At 47.7% G+C, this 18,274-nt stretch carries 15 protein-coding genes and 2 pseudogenes; 10 read left to right on the top strand and 7 right to left on the bottom strand.

Translation table 11 applies throughout. The annotated features are described in order from the left end of the window. Nucleotides 1-88: 88 nt before the first annotated feature. Nucleotides 89-715, top strand: coding sequence for a hypothetical protein (locus DEH07_11800; protein HBY05164.1), 627 nt, complete (start codon nt 89-91; stop codon nt 713-715). Here DEH07_11800 and DEH07_11805 read toward each other — a convergent pair. The 4 genes from DEH07_11805 to DEH07_11820 form a co-directional block, all read right to left on the bottom strand. Next, nucleotides 712-933 (bottom strand): hypothetical protein, encoded by a 222-nt coding sequence (locus DEH07_11805; protein HBY05165.1) that lies wholly within the window; start codon nt 931-933, stop codon nt 712-714. The two genes, DEH07_11800 and DEH07_11805, sit on opposite strands and share 4 nt — an antisense overlap. A 111-nt stretch (nt 934-1,044) precedes the next feature. Then, on the bottom strand, nt 1,045-1,263 hold the full coding sequence (locus DEH07_11810) for a hypothetical protein (GenBank protein ID HBY05166.1): 219 nt from the start codon (nt 1,261-1,263) through the stop codon (nt 1,045-1,047). Beyond that, on the bottom strand, nt 1,244-1,897 hold the full coding sequence (locus DEH07_11815; GenBank protein HBY05167.1) for a hypothetical protein: 654 nt from the start codon (nt 1,895-1,897) through the stop codon (nt 1,244-1,246). The genes DEH07_11810 and DEH07_11815 overlap by 20 nt, the downstream gene beginning before the upstream one ends. Beyond that, complete coding sequence (locus tag DEH07_11820) at nt 1,875-2,198, bottom strand: hypothetical protein (protein ID HBY05168.1); 324 nt, start codon at nt 2,196-2,198, stop codon at nt 1,875-1,877. Before DEH07_11820 ends, DEH07_11815 begins: the two co-directional genes overlap by 23 nt. Nucleotides 2,199-2,272: 74 nt before the next feature. On the opposite strand from DEH07_11820, the pseudogene DEH07_11825 reads away from it, so the two are divergent. The 4 genes and pseudogenes from DEH07_11825 (at nt 2,273) to DEH07_11840 (ending at nt 4,608) form a co-directional block, all read left to right on the top strand. Beyond that, nucleotides 2,273-3,577, top strand: a pseudogene (locus tag DEH07_11825) (DDE transposase). Nucleotides 3,578-3,892: 315 nt separating this feature from the next. After that, the gene (locus DEH07_11830) at nt 3,893-4,174 is read left to right on the top strand and encodes a type II toxin-antitoxin system antitoxin, RelB/DinJ family (GenBank protein ID HBY05169.1); all 282 of its coding nucleotides are present in this window, start codon (nt 3,893-3,895) and stop codon (nt 4,172-4,174) included. Then, nucleotides 4,164-4,439: pseudogene (locus tag DEH07_11835) on the top strand (type II toxin-antitoxin system mRNA interferase toxin, RelE/StbE family). Before DEH07_11830 ends, DEH07_11835 begins: the two are co-directional and overlap by 11 nt. Further along, complete coding sequence (locus DEH07_11840; GenBank protein HBY05170.1) at nt 4,426-4,608, top strand: hypothetical protein; 183 nt, start codon at nt 4,426-4,428, stop codon at nt 4,606-4,608. Before DEH07_11835 ends, DEH07_11840 begins: the two are co-directional and overlap by 14 nt. Before the next feature lie 145 nt (nt 4,609-4,753). Here DEH07_11840 and DEH07_11845 read toward each other — a convergent pair whose 3' ends face one another. Both DEH07_11845 and DEH07_11850 read right to left on the bottom strand, forming a co-directional pair. Continuing rightward, nucleotides 4,754-5,404: a hypothetical protein gene (locus tag DEH07_11845; GenBank protein HBY05171.1), complete on the bottom strand. Its 651-nt coding sequence runs from the start codon at nt 5,402-5,404 to the stop codon at nt 4,754-4,756. Nucleotides 5,405-5,419: 15 nt separating this feature from the next. Continuing rightward, entirely contained in the window at nt 5,420-5,749 is a 330-nt protein-coding gene (locus DEH07_11850) for a hypothetical protein (protein ID HBY05172.1), read from the bottom strand. Nucleotides 5,750-5,775: 26 nt separating this feature from the next. On the opposite strand from DEH07_11850, the gene DEH07_11855 reads away from it, so the two are divergent. After that, the gene (locus DEH07_11855) at nt 5,776-6,060 is read left to right on the top strand and encodes a hypothetical protein (GenBank protein HBY05173.1); all 285 of its coding nucleotides are present in this window, start codon (nt 5,776-5,778) and stop codon (nt 6,058-6,060) included. Nucleotides 6,061-6,375: 315 nt separating this feature from the next. Here the strand turns inward: DEH07_11855 and DEH07_11860 are convergent, their stop codons facing one another. Continuing rightward, nucleotides 6,376-8,028, bottom strand: coding sequence for a transposase (locus DEH07_11860; protein HBY05174.1), 1,653 nt, complete (start codon nt 8,026-8,028; stop codon nt 6,376-6,378). A 690-nt stretch (nt 8,029-8,718) separates the two neighbouring features. Here DEH07_11860 and DEH07_11865 point away from each other — a divergent pair. The 4 genes from DEH07_11865 (at nt 8,719) to DEH07_11880 (ending at nt 18,088) form a co-directional block, all read left to right on the top strand. After that, the gene (locus tag DEH07_11865) at nt 8,719-11,796 is read left to right on the top strand and encodes a glycosyl transferase (protein HBY05175.1); all 3,078 of its coding nucleotides are present in this window, start codon (nt 8,719-8,721) and stop codon (nt 11,794-11,796) included. Further along, complete coding sequence (locus DEH07_11870) at nt 11,789-12,451, top strand: DUF3780 domain-containing protein (protein ID HBY05176.1); 663 nt, start codon at nt 11,789-11,791, stop codon at nt 12,449-12,451. The genes DEH07_11865 and DEH07_11870 overlap by 8 nt, the downstream gene beginning before the upstream one ends. Next, nucleotides 12,432-15,335 carry a DNA methylase gene (locus DEH07_11875; protein HBY05177.1) on the top strand — a complete coding sequence of 968 codons (2,904 nt, stop codon included), beginning with the start codon at nt 12,432-12,434 and terminating at the stop codon, nt 15,333-15,335. Before DEH07_11870 ends, DEH07_11875 begins: the two co-directional genes overlap by 20 nt. Before the next feature lie 71 nt (nt 15,336-15,406). Then, nucleotides 15,407-18,088: a helicase SNF2 gene (locus DEH07_11880; protein HBY05178.1), complete on the top strand. Its 2,682-nt coding sequence runs from the start codon at nt 15,407-15,409 to the stop codon at nt 18,086-18,088. The last annotated feature ends 186 nt before the right edge of the window (nt 18,089-18,274 follow it).

Raw genomic sequence — 18,274 nt, forward strand, 5'->3', positions numbered from 1 at the left:
AAGCCGACAGCTTCTCCTCTATTCCCGAAAGCTCAGACCTCTTACGGCGGATTTCTTCAACCAGGCGGGCGGCCTGCATAATTTTCTCTTGTACTTTGATGTCCTGCAGCGCCCCTTCCGTTTCACTTCTCACGGTTTCGGCAGTTTTAATAATCCAGTCATTCAACAGCTGGCCGGGGTTTTTATACTTCTGGAAGAGTTCCTCCAAACCGCCTTCTCCGTCATTTATCTTGGCAATCACATTTTTCCATTTATCCTGGGCAATCCCGAATTCAGCCAGGCGCCTGACGTAGCGATCCCCGTCGTCCTCGGGGAAAAAACTGAAAACAAACGGATCTTTTCTTTCCTTTTCGGACAACATTTCTCTGGCTTCCCGAAACGGCGTCACATCCAGAACACCACCGTTTTTGTCCACAAGAGCGATGTGGGCAATATCAAAAGCATTGGCGCCGGTATATTTCGAGGTAAAGGTAAAATACCTGATCCGGTTCTTCTCATTTTCCATCCCCGGCGCTTCCGCAGGCACAATCCCGATACCGGTAAGAAGGTACCCGCCGGCGCCGTCAAGCTTCCACTCAATCATAATGTACGCCGGCAGCTTTTTCTTGCGAAAAAACGCCGCTATATTACGGCCCTGGATCTTGATACACGGTATCACCGGCTGGAGAAAAAGCTGGACCAATACACTTTTACCGCCCCAGTTGGCCAGGTTTAAAAGAACATTCTCCCCGCCATGGAAATTGAAAGTTTCATCAAGAATGCGCCGGGAATCGTTGTTGTAAGAAAACTCTTCAGATATTCGTACAACTCCTTAAACCTGAATCCATCCGCTTTGAGCGCTGCAAACCTCAGAATGCCGCGGACGAATAAGAGGGGATTCAACAGTTTCCACAGGAAGGGGATGACTTTTTCATCGCATCTTTCCAGCCGCATTAAATTTTCTTGTTCAAAATCAAAGTTTTTGGTCAGTGAGAGAGTGAAGGAGTCCGCTATGGTCTCCTTGTATATCTTTGACAGACCGTGCCGTTCAAGAATTAATCCTTTCTATTCTTCGATCGTGGTATTGATATTTCTCCTTATAACGGCAATCTCTGACCGCGCCCTCTTCATCTCCTCATCCAGGGTCCCTCTGGAAGTTTCCTCTTCCTTAAGCCGTTCCTCCGACAGAACGATCATATCCCTGATCTCATTCATTATGCCATACTCTTCCTCAAGCAGGGCATATGTGCTGCCGACCAGCTTTTCAAACTCCTTGATGTCCACGTCGTAAATATTTTCCCTTATCTTTTGCATGAACTGGCTGATATCGTTCTTTTTCTGCCTGATCATCTAGCACCAGGTTGCCGCTCTGCCCGATGGCTTTCTTGTAGTTTTTGCGCCTGATCAGTTCGCGCAGCTTCAGTTCCTCAATAGTAAAGCTGATCTCCTGCTCTACTTCTTTTGTTCTAAGGAGCAGGTCATATCCCTGGTCTGTAAGCTGGTAGTTCATCACATAACCGCGATCGCTGTCCTTCAACTTGTCGTCGATAAGCCTGATCCGGACCGGGGCCATCCCCTTCCCATATCTCATCACCGGGTAATATCTTGCTTCCCCGCCGTTTTGCAGGATATCCTTGATGATGTAGTCCGTAATCCTGCGGGTGGTTTCCCGGGGAAAACTAAGGCCGAAATCAGGAATAATCCTTGCAACGAAGGACGTTATAACTTCTATGGTACACTCCTCGTCCTCGGCAAGAGTCCTGTCCATTATAAAGACAAGGACAGCAAAAATAATATTGTCAAGCTGTCCCGGCTCAAGCAGCTTCTCTATGTCCATTTTCCGGTTGCCGCGGTTTACAATAGAATCTACGGCTGCTATAATCTGCATCCGCTTCTCAAAACCTTCGAGGAACTCCAATCCCTCCACATTCATTGAGAAGTTCAACGCCTTCAGCCAGTTTAAGCATGAGCCGGTACAAGCCGGAAAAAGGCTTGAGATCAAGATTGGGGTTGGCTTCCCTGGCCCGGAAAAACAGACGGATTCCCTCCGGATCAAGGTCCCCGAAATAAAAAAAACGCCCCGCTTGATCCTTTTTGCCGCCCAGCATGCCGGCATTGTATTCCTCAAGGGCGCCGCGTTTGGAAATCTTATTGCCTTCGCCATAAAGAAGAGCATCGACAGGGACACCGGCTATTATATTCTTCCCGGTATCCTGCATCAGTTTTCTAAAAGTAAACCAGAGCAGCGCCTGAAGACGAATCAGGATTTGGGAGATTAGGGAGGTTCACCTGCATGGCTATTATACCACAACTTCGCATATTTGGCTGGAAAGAAATCGAAGAATTAGGTGATTTGGAGCGGTTACCGTCTCGTGCTGGAATATATGCCGGACGAAAAACTTATTAGACAACTGGAAAAAGAGCGGTATAAAGGATGGGACGATTATCCCGTACGGGCGATGTGGAACTCCGTATTTGCCGGCATAGTGTTTCAGCATGATAACGTAGAAAAACTGCGCCGGGAACTAAGGCGAAACGGTCAACTGCGGAATATGAGCGGATTTAAAAGTAAGGCCGTGCCCCCAGCATGGGTATATACACGATTTTTGAAAAAAATATTAAACATACGGAAAAAGTAGACGAGATATTCGAAAAGCTGGTTGAACAGTTGCAGGAACTATTGCCTGACTTCAGCAAGCACCTGGCCGTAGACAGCAAAGCCATCTCATCGGCTGCCCAGGGGAAGAATGGTAACCAGACCCCGAATGGCAGACGGGATACGGATGCCGATTATGGGAAAAAAGAGTACCGGGGTCAGAACAAAAACGGCAGCCTCTGGGAAAAGATCGTGAAGTGGTTTGGCTACAAGCTGCATTCAGTCGTGGATGCAACCTATGAATTGCCCGTGGCCTATAAAGTCACAAAAGCTTCGGCTTCAGACATCACAGAAGGACACGCCTTACTTGAACAGATGGAAGAAAAGCAACTGGAGATTTTGAAAACAGCAGAAACATTGGTGGGAGATAAGGGCTATGATGATACAAAACTGATCAAGAAATGCTGGGATCAGTATCAAATCAAACCGGTAATCGACATACGCAACATGTGGAAAGACGGGGAAGAAACGCGCCTGCTTAACGGAAGAACCAATGTAACTTATAACTATAAAGGCAACGTTTACTGCTATTGCCCAAAAACAAATACCAAACGGGAAATGACCAATGGGGGGTTTGAAAAAGACCGAAGCACCTTAAAGAAATTATGTCCGGCCAAACAGTACGGAATTATCTGCCAAGGCCAAGAAGCATGTCCGGTGGCGCAAGGGCTTCGGATCCCCCTAACGGAAGATCGAAGAATCTTTACGCCGATTGATCGCGCAAGCTACAAGTGGGGAAAAGAATATGACAAACGTGCCAGTGTGGAACGAGTAAATAGCCGGTTAGACGTCTCCTTTGGCTTTGAACTGCACACAATCCGGGGAATGGCCAAGATGAAACTAAGGTGCGGATTGGCGCTGTGTGTTATGCTGGCCATGGACGAGAGGCGAATCAAAGGAAAACAAAAAGAGAAAATGCGAAGTCTGGTGGCAGCAGCCTAAAAAGTATCCATATAGAAATAACTTTTCCGATAAAATATCCTCAGCCCTAAACTGGGGAAACAGGATAGGTGTACTCATTATCATGGTAAAATGAGAAAAATAATTTAATTAATAAAGAAATATGTCATTATTGTAGCACAGTTTCAATTTACCAATTGAGAATGCTTGACCAATGACTAAAAAACCAAAAAAAGCTTACAAAGCAAAAAGCATAATACCCAAAAATTCTTGACAGCATCATCGATGTGCACTATATTTACAATGCACATATTTCATGTTAGAATGTATACAATGATAACAAAGGAGGGGTGGCAAATGTCTGAAACGACAAATTTAACCATTCGCATTGATAAGGAACTCAAGGAGCAGGCAGAACAGCTTTTCTCTGAATTGGGTATGAATATGACGACGGCATTCACCGTCTTCGTCCGACAGGCTGTTCGACAGAGAAAAATACCCTTTGAAATTTCCTTAAATATTCCGAATACTGAAACAATAGCGGCTATGGAGGAAGCCAATAGAATAAGCCATGACCCAAATGCAAAACGCTATTCAAGTTTTGAAGAATTGGTAGCGGAGGTCCGGAATGAAGTATGAGATTTTATCGACGGGCAGATTCAAAAAGGACTTAAAGGCAATTATGAAGCGAGGGTACAATATCCAATTGCTGCAAGATGTTGTTTCTCTGCTGGCTGCTGGAATACCCTTGCCGGAAAAAAACAAAGACCATATGTTAACAGGTGATTGGACCAGGCATAGAGAATGCCATATTACTCCCGATTGGCTTTAAATTTACAAGATTAACAACGATGTTTTAGTTTTGACGCTTACCAGAACAGGTACACACAGTGACTTGTTTTGAACAAAACACCCGGGTCAAACCATTTTTTTCGACAGCGGACAACGGTAAGATCCGGTTAACTATCTTTTTCCGGATTACCCTTCTTGTTGTGAAACCTCCGTTCGGAAAGCCCCGCCCCGGCAAGACCGGGAAGCAGCATCAGGCTCAACACAAGAAACAAGCAGGTTAAGATCAAAATCTAAAAAATTAATCCTCCAGTTTCCCCCTCCCCCAACCCCCTCCCGCTCATAAGGAGGGGGAATTAGGCAATTACAATCTTCTCTTGCTCCTTTCCCCTTGAAGGGGAAGGGTTAGGGTGGGGGTGTTTTAATACTCTATTTTTCAGACAACCTTTTCAGCATGGTTGCGCATTCCGCTCTGGTAGAAGTTTTTTGCGGCCCAAAGGTTCCGTCGGGATAGCCGCTGACCAATCCCTGGTGTACGGCTGCCGCCGCCGCGGTTTTCGCCCAGGCGGAAATCTCTCCGGCATCGGAAAAACGCCCCGGCAGTTCAGCGGTTTGCGCTTCGTTTAGCTCTGCGGAGATTCCCTTGGCGGTAAGGGCGCGGGTGATCAAGGCGGCTACCTGCTCCCTGGTTACCGGGTCATCAGGGCCAAACTGGTTTTTGCTATAACCCTTAACCAGGCCGTTATGGACGGCGGAGGCAATAACCCGGTAGTGCCAGGCGCCCGGTAAAACGTCGGCGAAGGTCTCTTCCGCCGCCTCCGGTAGACTCAGGACGCGCACCAAAAGGGCGGTGAATTCCGCTCTGGTCACTGGCTGATCCGGCCGGCAGGCGCCATCGGGGTAGCCTTTGAGAAAACCTTTGGCGGCCATGAATTCGATTGCTTCTTTAGCCCAGTGGCCGGCAATGTCTTTAAAGGTAACGGGAGGCGCCTGAGTTGCCTTTTCGGTGGCTAAGACGGCAAATTTGGTAAAGTGGTCTACCTCGCCGCTTACCGTGCCGGCTGCCAGATCTACCTTCATATTAGCCAGTTCCACCTATTTCCGGATGCTTTCATCAAACCAATAGATGCTGACGCGGTGTTTTTCAGGGTTTGCCCCGGACTGATTAAAGGCAAGGGTGATAGTTACCGGCTTTGTAAAGTCGCCTGCTTTGTCGTTGGTAATTTCAAATATTTCACTGACCAGCTTAGCTTTGGCCGGCAGCGGCAGGTTTAAGGCAGTGGCTGCCTTTTCAATCTTTACTTTGATCTCGTCGGCTACCGCCCCGGCCGGGATGGTTATGGTAACGCCATCTTTGTTCACTGTTTTACCGGCGGAAGTGACGGTTTCCCCAGTCGCCGCCGCCACCACCGCCGCCGCCACCACCGCCTGCCGGAGGCGCGCTTACCGTCGTGAAATTCCACACAGGCCCTTCTCTAACGACGCCATGGTTATCCCTGGCAACTACGTTCCGGATTATTACTATGACGCTTCTGAAATACAGAGAATGGGAAGAGTTTAAGTTTCAAGTACAAAATGAAGAGAGCTTCTTCTTTGAAGCTTATGAAGATACCATACGAGCTATTTGCAGGAATTTGATTAGATCTTTCCCCGAAAGTGAACTTAAATTGTTATGGTTGCACTCCAATGCATATTTCAATTGCGAAAAAAAAGGTTCCCTGTTTTGGATGAAATGATTGAGAATGTAGAAGATGAGTTGTATTCAATAGTCTGCGATGTTGTTGCGGCCGCAAATGAAGAAATAGAGAATCCAAGCAATGAGAAGGAATATGACAATCCCATCAAACCCTTAGAAAAAAATATTTAATTCATACTATTATTTAATTCATACTATATATGATTCCCCTGCGAAAAGGGGTATTTTTTTCTTGCATTTTCCCCTTAAAAAAATTGAACTGGGATTATCATCCATTTAACTGACCATTATTTTGGCTACTTTTACGGTTTTATACTTGGATTATGGTTATCATCCTTTGTATTACTAGTTTTTTCTAGTAAATGGGCGCAATAATCCCTTGATTATTGTTGTTTACAATTTCTGTAGCCTTTTTCCTTATATCTCCTTTGAAGAAGCGGACGATTTGCTTGAAGTTGTGTCCAATGATTTTCATCCCGGTAACCAATGTTGCTTTGACTTTACCCCGTACATTAAGTCTTCCTGCCCCCTGTGAACACTTTAGCGAGGAGTTGGTTCCTTCAATGGCTGTACGTTTGCTGGTAGCTTCTTTCCTGGCTCTTTTGTCCTCTTTCCGTTCGCGAGCTTCGGCCAGAAATATAGCACTCTGTTCAACTCGCAATACGGTACTATTTTTTCGGAATTCTACCGGGCAGGCGTCTTGCCGGGGACAGTTTGAACAGACATTCCTGTCGAAATGAGCGAGAATCACCTTGTTCTTTCCATTGAACTGGCAGCTATGTGGAGCGTGTCCTTCTGGGCAGGCCTCAACCGTTTTGTGGTCTTTAATGGTAAATGTGGTTAGCGGAAGCTTTTCAGGATCTGGTTGTTTTCCGGTCATGTCTGTATAATGCATCGTAATTCCATTATCTTGCGCTTGCTTTTCTACTTCCCCGCTAAAATAACCTCCATCGACGTAAAAGTCGGTGACATCCATTTTCTTTTGTATTTCAGGGATGCGCTTTTCTAATATCTCAGCATCGCCAACCCTGTTTTTCTCGACTGTATAGTCGGTGATTATTTGGACGGGGTTTTCGTCAGCACAAGTTTCGGTGATATTTAGGACTAGACCAACATGCCCTTTGGATCCCTTCTTACGGTAGGTCACATCTTGGTCGTAGGCTGATTGCAGGGAGTCGGCCTCAATGTCTTTATTTGCTTTTGCTTTCCAGGTATTCTTCTCGCTATCAAAAGTAGCCTGCTCGTTGATAAACCGCTGGAGAATCGCTATGGCGTTCAATTCACGTATGTACGGATTTGCTTCGGTGATGGATATCAGTTCGATCCCAAAATCGAGTATCTCCTGGATGCGTTTTTGTGCTTCACTGCCCCTGGAACGGTATAAGGCCTTCGTTTTGTACTCTGGTTCGAGCACCTGCTTTAAGGAATCTGTAAGAAGTTCCGGGGGGCAGGCGGTCAGGGCCTGAGACAAAACATCATAGGCCAATGACAGCCGACCCGCCAATTTGATATTGGTCATGATTTGCGTGGAGTCTGCACGTTGCTCTTTGGTGTTGATCCCAGTTGACTCAATAAACTGCCTGGTTAGTTTTTCGAATTGCCCAAAGATGAGATCGTCTTTATCCGGGTTTTCAACAGTATAGCGGTAAACCCGCCGCCGAAATTCGTACAAGGTGCGTTCGGCCAGATAGAGTTCACCGAGGTTGCGCAGACCAACAGCATACATAATCTGGTAGTTAAAACGAAACTGCTCGAGAATATCTTCGTCGGTGTAATCTTTCATGTGTTTAATGAACTCCAGGGAAAGCAGAATATTTACGGGGAAATTGGGGCGGCCGTTGTCCAGGCTGTACAAACAGGAAAAAGGAGCCTCATCGATTTTACAAAACACATGCTCATAGAAAAGGGGCGCCCAAGTTTCCTGTAAACTGGCTTGTATCTTTGGATTCATCCATGAAAAACTATTAAATAGTTCTCCTTGTAGGTGGTCTTTGTTTTCCCGGAACATCTGAATCCTCCCTGATCGTATTTTGTTAGTTTGTCGTCAGATATCTTTCGATCTCTTTATTACACTTCGATATTTACCCTTATTTCTCCTGCTGCCTCAGGAACTAATTTTTGTTATTCTATGGGGTTTTTGCAGTAGAATCATATATGGCGCACAGGTGGATTATGGTTTTTTTGGTGGCCGGCAAGAGAAAACCAGAAATATAAAAACCTTTTCCCGGAAGAAAGCTTTACGATCACTTTAATTGATGAAGAAGATAGTATCTATCAGGTCACGGGAAGAAAAGTTAACTGGGGAAGAGGTAGGGTATATATTGGTAATTTATTGAAGAGTTTATTTCAAAAAGATGATCGTATTGTAATTTTCCGTTATGCGTATGACGATAAGGTCTATGTCTACAGCGAACGTAAATATGAAGAAATAAATGGGCTTTCAACAATATAAATCTTGGGTTTTTGAACCTGTAAGAGCTAGAGGAATAATCTCACAAACCATATTGGAGCTTTGCAGGACGAAGGACAACGTTTTATTTATATCACCATTTTCAACATTTGCTGAAAGTGGTTATTTTAGTGATATCCATCTAATCTGCCCTTGTTTCCTGGCAGATAAAGAAGGACATATTTGGCAGGATAGAGAATTTTATGTTGATAATCATTTTTCCAAAGAGGATGATGCCATACGTTTAGCATTAAAGAGTTTGTTGTGCCCAAGGACAGTATCTTTGATCAGGCCAGGAGGGATTCAATCCTTGACCTGTCGGATTTAATAGAAAACAAAATTAATCCTGACGACTTTTTTGGCGAGAACTTCCTCACTAACGGGATGAAGCATCTCCTTCGGGAATCCTTCCGGCGTTTTGCCGGCCATTCAGCCGCCGGGGTAATAAAATTAACCCAGGCTATGGGCGGCGGCAAAACTCACAATATGATCTGCGCGGGCCTGTTGGCCAAGTATCCTGAATACAGGCCAAAAGTAATGGGCGAGGACTACCAGGAAGCCGGTTTGGGCAAAGTCCGCGTGGTGGCCTTTACAGGCAGGGAGAGCGACGCTCCTCTCGGAATATGGGGATCTATTGCGGATCAGCTCGGCAAGAAAGAGTTGTTCAAGGATTATTATTCCCCTTTGTCAGCCCCAGGCCAGACAGCCTGGATTAATTTATTGAAAGGCGAATCTCTCTTAATCTTACTGGACGAACTTCCTCCCTATCTGGTTTATTCCAAATCAAAAACAATCGGCAACTCGGACCTGGCGCAGGTTACAATTACAGCGTTGGCAAATCTTCTTGTCGCTGTTAACAAAGACGCGCTTTCCAATGTTTGTGTAGTCATTTCCGACCTGAAGGCCACCTATGAGGAAGGCACGCGGCTAATCGGTGAGGTTCTGAAGAACCTGGAAAATGAGATTGGAAGGGTTGCCCTGAATCTTGAGCCGGTGGCGCTTAACACTGACGAAGTTTATCATATTTTAAGAAAAAGGCTTTTTAAGTCCCTGCCTGATGAAAATATAATCCTTGAAGTCGCGCGCTCGTATGCGCAGGCTCTCCGTGAAGCCAGGCAGATGGACATAACCAACGTATCCCCGGATAAATTTGTCCAGGCAATCCGGGAATCCTACCCCTTCCATCCGGCAATCCGGGACCTATACGCCCGCTTCAGGGAAAATCCCGGCTACCAGCAGACCCGCGACTTGATCCGTTTAATGAGGCTGGTAACGGCAAACTTATTCGGCGGCCAGGATGCGAAGGCTTCCAAATTACAGTTGATCCACGCTTATGATATAGATTTGAACGACCGTGACATATTGGCCGAAATCACCAACATCAATCCATCCCTGGAAAATGCCATCAGCCACGACATTGCTTCAGGCGGCCAGGCCATTGCCGAAAATATAGATACCAACCTTGGCGGCGATGAAGCGCGTGACGCCTGCGCATTGCTGTTAATGTCCTCTTTAGCCAATGTTCCCAACGCCGTCCTCGGCCTTTCCCTTTCGGAAATTGTCGCCTACCTCTGCGCGCCCGGCCGTGACATCAGTAAACTTAAAGAAATACTGGGCAGCCTGTCTACCAAAGCCTGGTACCTTCATTCCAGTATTGAGGGCAAACTCTTCTTTAAAAACGTTCAAAACCTGGTTGCAAAACTTAAAACATTGGCCGATTCTTACAACCAGGAATCTGCTATAAAAGAGCTCCGGTCAATCTTAACCGGGCTTTTTGCCCCCAGCCAAAAGGACTGCTACCAGGAATTGCAAGTAATGCCGGCCCTGGATGAGATTAAAGTTGCCGCTGACAAAGTGATTCTTGTTATCTACGAACCATATCCCGGCGGGCTGCACCCCGACCTGCAGAGTTTTTACCAGAACCTTGATTATAAAAACCGCATTTTGTTCCTGTCCGGCCAGCGGGATAATCTGGAGAACCTGCTGGAGGTGGCCAAAGAGCATAAAGCTATTAACAGCATTATCGCGGAAATGGATCAGGAAAAATTGCCCGCAAACGACCCGCAGCGCGTTTCCGCCATGGATAAGCTGGATAAGATTATGCTCGGCCTGCTAAGCGCAGCCAGAGAAACTTTCGTTACCCTGACCTACCCCCATATCGACAAGTTGGTCAATGCGGACTTCAAGATGGAATACAGCAACAATCAGTACCGGGGGGAGCAGCAAGTCCGGGAGACATTAAAGTCAAAGCAGAAATTCACCGAAGACGTTACCGGCGAAACCTTCCGGAAAAAATGCGAAGCCAGGTTATTTACTCAGAAGACAATGCTCTGGACAGAAGTTAAAAAGCGGGCTGCTCTAACCATAACCTGGCAATGGCACCGCACCGGCGCCCTGGATTCATTAAAAAGCGAGATGATTTTTAAGGACCAGTGGCGCGAGCAGGGCGGCTATGTGGAAAAGGGGCCTTTTCCTCCTCCGGTTACCAGTGTGCAGATTCAGCAAATGAGCAGGGATGACAATACCGGCGAAGCCACCCTCAAACTTACTCCTGTACATGGAGATACGCTTTACTATGATATAAATGGGCCAGCGACAAGCGGCTCGATGCAGGTTTCCAATCCCAGGTCTTTTAAAACCCGGGAATTGATTGTTTCTTTCCTCTGCGCCGATTCCAGCGGAAAACACCAGCAGGGAAACCCTGCCACCTGGAAAAACCAGATTACCATAAAATCCCGTTCCTTCCAGGGAACGAGCGGCGAAAAAATGGTCGAACTGAAGTCCGCTCCTCCCGCCCCCATCCGCTATACTACTGACGGTTCGGATCCCAAATTATCCGGCGGAGCTTACAACGAACCTTTTGCCGTACCGCCGGGAACATTGCTTGTGCTGGCGGTGGCCGAGAAAAACGGCCTCGTTTCAGAAACGCACCGTTTGGAAATCAGGCAGCGGGGCACCGGGGGCGATCCGGCGCCGGAGGAGGTAGATCCCAATATTCCAGCAATCTGGCTTCGGGAGCATTTACCTGGCACGACACAGGAAACTTATGAACTGATTAACTTGCTTAAAAAACACCGGGCCTCCCTGCCCGCGGCCAAAATAGCTGTAATAGGGCAATGCTGGGTGGAACTGAACCTTGATGAAAAGTTGCTGCTTGACGCAGCCAGGCTGGAGGAAATTATCGAGCAGTTGAGAAAACTTGTGCCCGAAGGCGAGGTCAGCCTGGAAGCAATGTCTCTTCATTTCCCGGCCGGACAGGACCTCTTGAACTGGGTAGCGGAAGTAAGGACAGAAATTAAACCGGGTGAGGTGAAACAACGTGGGTAGCAGCCGGTATTCGACAGGCTTTGGTTTTAATCCGGAAGAATCAGGCCATCATTTCCTTGTCACAATCCATACGGCCAGGTCGTCACATGTTTACATCAGCGAACATTTTACCTGGGATCACAGTCAAAAAAGGCGGGATCTGAGTTTTACCCTGGGAAACGAGGACGACAAAATGCGGGTAATTTTACCCCGCAGCAAATGGCTGGACATTGCGGAACACGTGCAGGATGAATTCAACCGGCGGCTGAAAAAAAACGGTATTGCGGCGGGCCGCTGGAAAACAGGGCAGACTCCCGTATCGCGGCTGCTGGGCAAGGAAATGACGCTGCTGGCCTGGGCTGTCGAAGACGCCGATCCGGCCCTAATCCCAGCTGCTGTCAAAAACTGGCTCGGCCTGGCCCCTGAAGAGCGCTGGTGGCTGTTCACCATGACCAACGCCGCAACCGGCCACGCGATCAACGGGCGGAACAAAGGCTGGAGAAAGGCCGTACGGTATGCCCTGACGGAGAACCCGGTCTCAGACGCCGAACCGGCTGAGCCGCGCCATGAGCTGTTGTTAATTATGAAAGAGACACTGTCCTGGGCCGGAGAACTTGAATTAGTCCATCCCAGGAAGCAGGAAACGGACGCCGGCAATGAAAAAATCGTTTATTGAAACGCAGTTCCCCGTATCAAAGATTTCCAAAGAAAGCTACAAGGAACGGAAGGCCAATTACAGCCAGACACTTACCGGACTGGGCAAATGGTGGGGACGCAAGCCGCTGATTTTGGCGCGCGCCGCGATCATTGGGTTGTTGGTGCCGGCATCCGATAATCAGGTCAAAGACCGGGAAATTTTCCTCAAGATTCTCACGATGGATGAGGAAGGGCTCTGGCTGCGCAAAGATAAGCTGATTACGCTTAAAGAAGTATATAAACGGCTTGATCAGACCCAAAGGGAGCGGTGGTTTAAAAAGACATCTACCGAAGACAAGCCGAAATTAAAAAAAGGGACGACCAGAGAACAAAGGAAAGAACTGCAGCGGATTGTTTTTATGCCCCTGTCTTATGACGAAAAACTTCAGTACTGCAGACGCCCCGAACAGATTAAGGGGCCTTCCGGAAAAGCCTGGACGGAAATCAACACACACCTGAATACCGCCGCAAACAATCTGCAGGAACTTGTTAGCCAATTAGGAAAACGGCGGTTCGGCCATACGCCGCGCGTCGGTGACGCCTTTTGCGGAGGCGGCAGCATTCCTTTCGAGGCCGCGCGACTCGGCTGCGAAGCTTACGGGTCGGACCTCAACCCGGTGGCGGCGTTGCTCACCTGGGCGGCGTTAAATATCATCGGCGGGGGCGAAATAATCGCCAAGCAGGTCCGCCAGGCGCAGCAGGAGGTTTATAATACTGTAGATCAGCAAATCACTGCGTGGGGTATTGAGCACAACAAAGAGGGACACCGGGCGGACGCCTACCTATACTGCAATGAAGCTGTCTGCCCCGGATGCGGCTGGAAGGTTCCGCTGGCGCCTTCCTGGATTATCGGTGAAAAGACGCGCTGCGTGGCAAAATTAAAGCCTGACGAAACCGGCAAGCGGTTTGATATACTTATCGAATCGGGGGTTTCAAATGAAGAAATGGAAAATGCAAGAGCGGCCGGCACCGTAAAAGATTCCGCTTTGTGCTGCCCCAACTGCCTTCCTCATGCCACTCCCATGACCATGCTGCGCGGTGACGGACGTGGCGGGAAAGAACAGTATGGCCTGCGGATGTGGGAAAACTGGGATATCGTGCCCCGCCCGGAAGACGTTTTTCAGGAACGACTCTACTGCATCCGTTGGGTTTACACATGTGAAGACGAAGAGGGCAAAACTATAACTGAACGCTATTACAGCGCTCCCGACGAGGACGATCTGCGCCGGGAGGAACTTGTTCTGGAACTTTTACAGGAGCGCTTTGCCGAATGGCAGGAAAAAGGGTATATCCCAAGCCGCAGGATTGAGCCAGGATATAATACTGATCAACCTCTACGTGAACGCGGCTGGACACATTGGCATCACCTGTTTAACCACCGGCAATTATTACTAAATGCATTGTTAATAGATAATGCATTTAGTAACTTTACTACTGAAAATATTCTATTATCATTTTTATTTAGTATGGGAAGATGCTCAGATTGGAATAGTAAACTTTGCCGTTGGGATTCTAGCTCTGCAAATGAAAAAATGGCGCAAACTTTCTACAATCAAGCTTTAAATACATTATTTACATATGCCACAAGAAGCTTGTCGAGTTTTAAAAGTCCCTTTTTTCTAAATTGGTCCGTTAATATTTTTAATAACACAAGAGTTGTCTCAGCTAAAGATGCTCGCCAAAATGATCATTATTGTGATATCTGGTTAACTGACCCTCCATATGCCGATGCTATTAACTACCATGAACTGTCGGAATTTTTTATTGCCTGGTATGATAAACATATAAAAATATTTTTCCCTGAGTGGTACACAGACAGTAAACGTGCGCTTGCCATCACCGGATCAGATGAGAATTTCCGCAAAAGTATGGTCGATTCATACCGCAACCTTGCCGAGCATATGCCGGTCGATGGGGCGCAGATCGTTATGTTTACCCACCAGGATTCCGGAGTATGGGCGGATCTGGCATTAATTCTCTGGGCTGCCGGTTTGAGCGTAACAGCGGCCTGGTGCATAGCCACCGAAACAGATTCCGCATTAAAAGAGGGCAATTATGTCCAGGGGACGGTGCTGCTGGTGCTGCGCAAGCAGACCTCCCTTGAAACGGCCTTTACTGATGAGATATACCCGCAGGTGGAAGAGGAAGTTAAGAACCAGTTAAATGAGATGCTGGCCCTGGAAGACCTGGAGGACCCCAATTTCAGCGACACCGATTACCAGCTTGCCGCTTACGCCGCCGCCCTGCGTGTTTTGACAAGGTACCGGAGCATAGAAGACATTGACGTGGCCGGGGAACTGGCCAGGCCCAGGCAGCGGGGCGAGCAGTCCCCTGTAGTGGACATTATCAACCGCGCTGTGGAAATTGCCTGCGATCACCTGGTTCCGAAGGGCATGGAGATATTCACTTGGAAAGGCCTTTCCCCGGAAGAAAGGTTCTACCTCAAGGGGCTTGAACTGGAGAGCCACGGGGAGCGCCGCTCAGGGGCTTACCAGGAGCTTGCCCGCGGTTTCGGGATCAGGGATTACCGTCAACTTCTGGAAGGCAGCCGGGCTAATCAGGCCAGGTTGAAAACAGCCTCCGAATTTGCCGCCAGGCAGTTGGAAAACACCGGTTTCGGCGCCACGCTTGTGCGCCAGGTTTTATTTGCCATCCGGGAGTCGGCGCACACGGGCGAAATTGCGCAAGGACGCAACTGGTTTTATAACGAACTTCAAGGCTTGTACTGGAATAAGCGCCAAACTATAATTCAAATCCTTCATTACCTAGCCGCGCTTGGATCTAACAAAAATATGCCCCACTGGCGGGATGACTCCAATGTGGCCAGGATTTTAGCGGGCGCGTTGAAAAATGACCATATTTAAAATTATAAATCTGTAATAAAGCAATTTATCATGCTATCTAACTAACCAATCAAAGTAACGAGGTAAGCGACTTGATTAACCGATTTTCCTCAAGGCGGCAAAAACTGGATTATTCTTTCCTAAAAGGCCGGTTGACCGGCGCGCAGGCATACGACCGCATAGCTGGCTATTTTCGTTCCTCTATGCTGGAAGTAGCCGGTGAGGCTTTGGAAACTGTCACCGGGCCTGTGCAGGTGGTCTGCAACTCCGATTTGGAACTGCGGGATGTAGAAACAGCCAGGGCCGCCCAGTATGCCATGAGGCGTGAGTGGTGCGAAGCAGAGCCGGAGAAATACGGCCCGGCCTCCCAGCCGCGGCTTTCCAAATTATTTGAATTGCTGTATTCCGGAAAGCTTCAGATCCGGGTTATGCCGCGTGAAAAATTCGGCTTGATACACGGTAAGGCCGGAGTCATCACACTGAGTGACGGACGCAGGACTTCTTTTATCGGGAGCGCTAACGAAACATACAGCGCCTGGAAAATGAATTATGAAATCATCTGGGAAGACGATTCCGCAGAAGCGGTCAAATGGGTACAGGAGGAGTTCGACGCGCTCTGGAACAGCCCCTTCGCGATATCTCTATCCGACTTTATAATCCAGGACATCGGCCGGCTGGCGCGCCGCGTGGTAATTCCCAGCGTTGAAGACTGGCGGCGGGAGCCGGATCCATCAATGACTGTTATCGAAACTCCTGTTTACCGCCGGGAAAACGGCCTGTGGGAACACCAAAAATATTTTGTACAGCATGCATTTGAAGCGCACAAAAGGAACGGCGCCAGGCTTGTCCTGGCTGATATGGTAGGTTTGGGGAAAACTGTACAGCTGGCGCTGGCAGCCCAGTTAATGGCTCTTTACGGAAGCAGGCCTGTGCTCATCCTGGCGCCTAAAACACTGCTCCTGCAATGGCAGGATGAGATGAAAAACCTGCTTGATATGCCGTCCGCCGTGTGGAACGGCAAGCAATGGATAGACGAAAACGGGATTGAATACCCGGTTATGGGTCCCGAGGGGATAAGCAAGTGCCCAAGAAGAATTGGCGTGGTATCAACGGGACTTATCATCAGCAAATCAGAAGTCGCCGAGTTACTTAAACAGATTAACTATGAGTGTATAATCGTGGATGAGGCGCACCGTGCGCACCGTAACAACCTGGGACCGGGCAAAGAGGCTGAAAAACCAGAACGCAATCATTTGTTGGACTTTCTAGATCAGGTGGCTGCCCATACGAAAAGCATGTTACTGGCCACGGCGACTCCGGTACAGAAAGACCCGGTAGAGGCGTGGGACCTTCTGGATGTGCTTTCCCGCGGAAACGAGGAAGTCTTCGGCGCTCGTTTCAGCAACTGGAGAAGGCCAGGCGAAGCGTTAGACCTTGTATTGGGGTCTATGGAACTGCCCGAAGATGATTTTGATCGCTGGAGCTGGATAAGAAACCCGCTGCCTCAAGCATCGGAAGAGCGTGATTTTGGATTGATCCGCCGCTCACTGCGCATGGCGGACAGTGATAATGTAGCGCCGTCCGAAGCGTGGCATACGATGAGCGAAGCTGATCGCAGCAGGATAAGACGGCTTTCCAGGTCTTTCGTACAACGGTACAATCCTTTTATCCGCCATATCGTCATGCGAACCAGGGATTTTTTAGAAAACACCATCGACCCTGAAACTGGCGAACCGTATTTAAAAAGAGTAAAGGTAGAGCTTTTTGGAGAAAAAGAGAAAGAAGCCGTCCGCCTGACCCCTTATTTAAAAGAAGCATATGAACTGGCCGGGGAATTTTGCAGACTGCTTGCGGCACGTTTAAAAACAGCCGGTTTTCTTAAAACTCTTTTACTCAAGAGAGTGGGCAGCACAATCTACGCGGGAAAATTGACGGCCGAAAAAATGTTAAGAGACTGGCAATATGTAGTTAAAGAGGATAATGAAGAAGATGAACAGGTTCCTGATATTAACGACATAAAAACCCTGACACAGGAAGAAAGGGAAGTTCTCCAAAGATTTGTACAAGCCTTAAGCGCGGAAGAGCGGGATCCCAAGTATGAAGTTATTCTTGACTGCTTGACGGAAAAAGGCTGGCTGGAACAGGGCTGCATTATTTTCTCACAGTACTACGACTCCATTTTTTGGCTGGCTGAAAACTTATCAAAGGAATTGCCTGAAGAAAATATCGGCATATACGCCGGCGACGAGAGGTCCTCTATAATAAAGAACGGCTGTATGGTTAGGGCGGCCAGGGATGAACTTAAAAGGCTGGTTTCCAAAGGTTCGTTAAGATTATTACTGGGAACAGATGCGGCAAGCGAAGGAATCAATTTGCAGCGTTTGGGCACGTTGATTAATCTCGACCTTCCCTGGAACCCGACCCGGTTGGAGCAGCGCAAAGGAAGGATCCAGCGGATCGGTCAAACAAGAGACACTGTTTTAATATATAACCTCAGGTACAAGGACTCTGTAGAAGACCGTGCCCATGAACTGCTTTCTGATCGCATGGAAGAAATCTTCAGGCTGTTTGGGCAAATCCCGGACGTATTGGAGGATACCTGGGTGTACCTGGCTTTGGGAGAAATCGAACAGGCCAAAAAGACAATCGACTCTATTCAAAAAAAGCATCCGTTTGACATCAAATATAACCAGATAGAAAAGGTTCCCTGGGAATCCTGCGAACGTGTGCTAGACTCCGCAGACCGCCGCAAATACCTGACCCAGGGATGGTAATCCTTGCCTTTTTCCTTGCTTATTTGCCCACCCAACCTGTAATATAATAATAAAGAGTAAAATTCTTGTAATCATAAAACAGGAAATTTTTTTATATTTGTCGTATTATATAGAAAAACAAATGAAAAACAATCATTTATAAATTTACGTAACAACCACAGCCCAAGAATTTTAAAGATTTAAGAG

The sequence above is a fragment of the Desulfotomaculum sp. genome, from assembly GCA_003513005.1.
Lineage (GTDB): Bacteria > Bacillota > Desulfotomaculia > Desulfotomaculales > Nap2-2B > 46-80.

Excerpts from the sequence above, each read along its gene's own strand:
- DEH07_11875 (HBY05177.1), top strand. The coding sequence starts at position 12,432 with ATGAAAAAATCGTTTATTGAAACGCAGTTCCCCGTATCAAAGATTTCC.
- DEH07_11805 (HBY05165.1), bottom strand. The coding sequence starts at position 933 with ATGCGGCTGGAAAGATGCGATGAAAAAGTCATCCCCTTCCTGTGGAAA.
- DEH07_11860 (HBY05174.1), bottom strand. The coding sequence starts at position 8,028 with ATGTTCCGGGAAAACAAAGACCACCTACAAGGAGAACTATTTAATAGT.
- DEH07_11845 (HBY05171.1), bottom strand. The coding sequence starts at position 5,404 with ATGAAGGTAGATCTGGCAGCCGGCACGGTAAGCGGCGAGGTAGACCAC.
- DEH07_11820 (HBY05168.1), bottom strand. The coding sequence starts at position 2,198 with ATGCAGGATACCGGGAAGAATATAATAGCCGGTGTCCCTGTCGATGCT.
- DEH07_11830 (HBY05169.1), top strand. The coding sequence starts at position 3,893 with ATGTCTGAAACGACAAATTTAACCATTCGCATTGATAAGGAACTCAAG.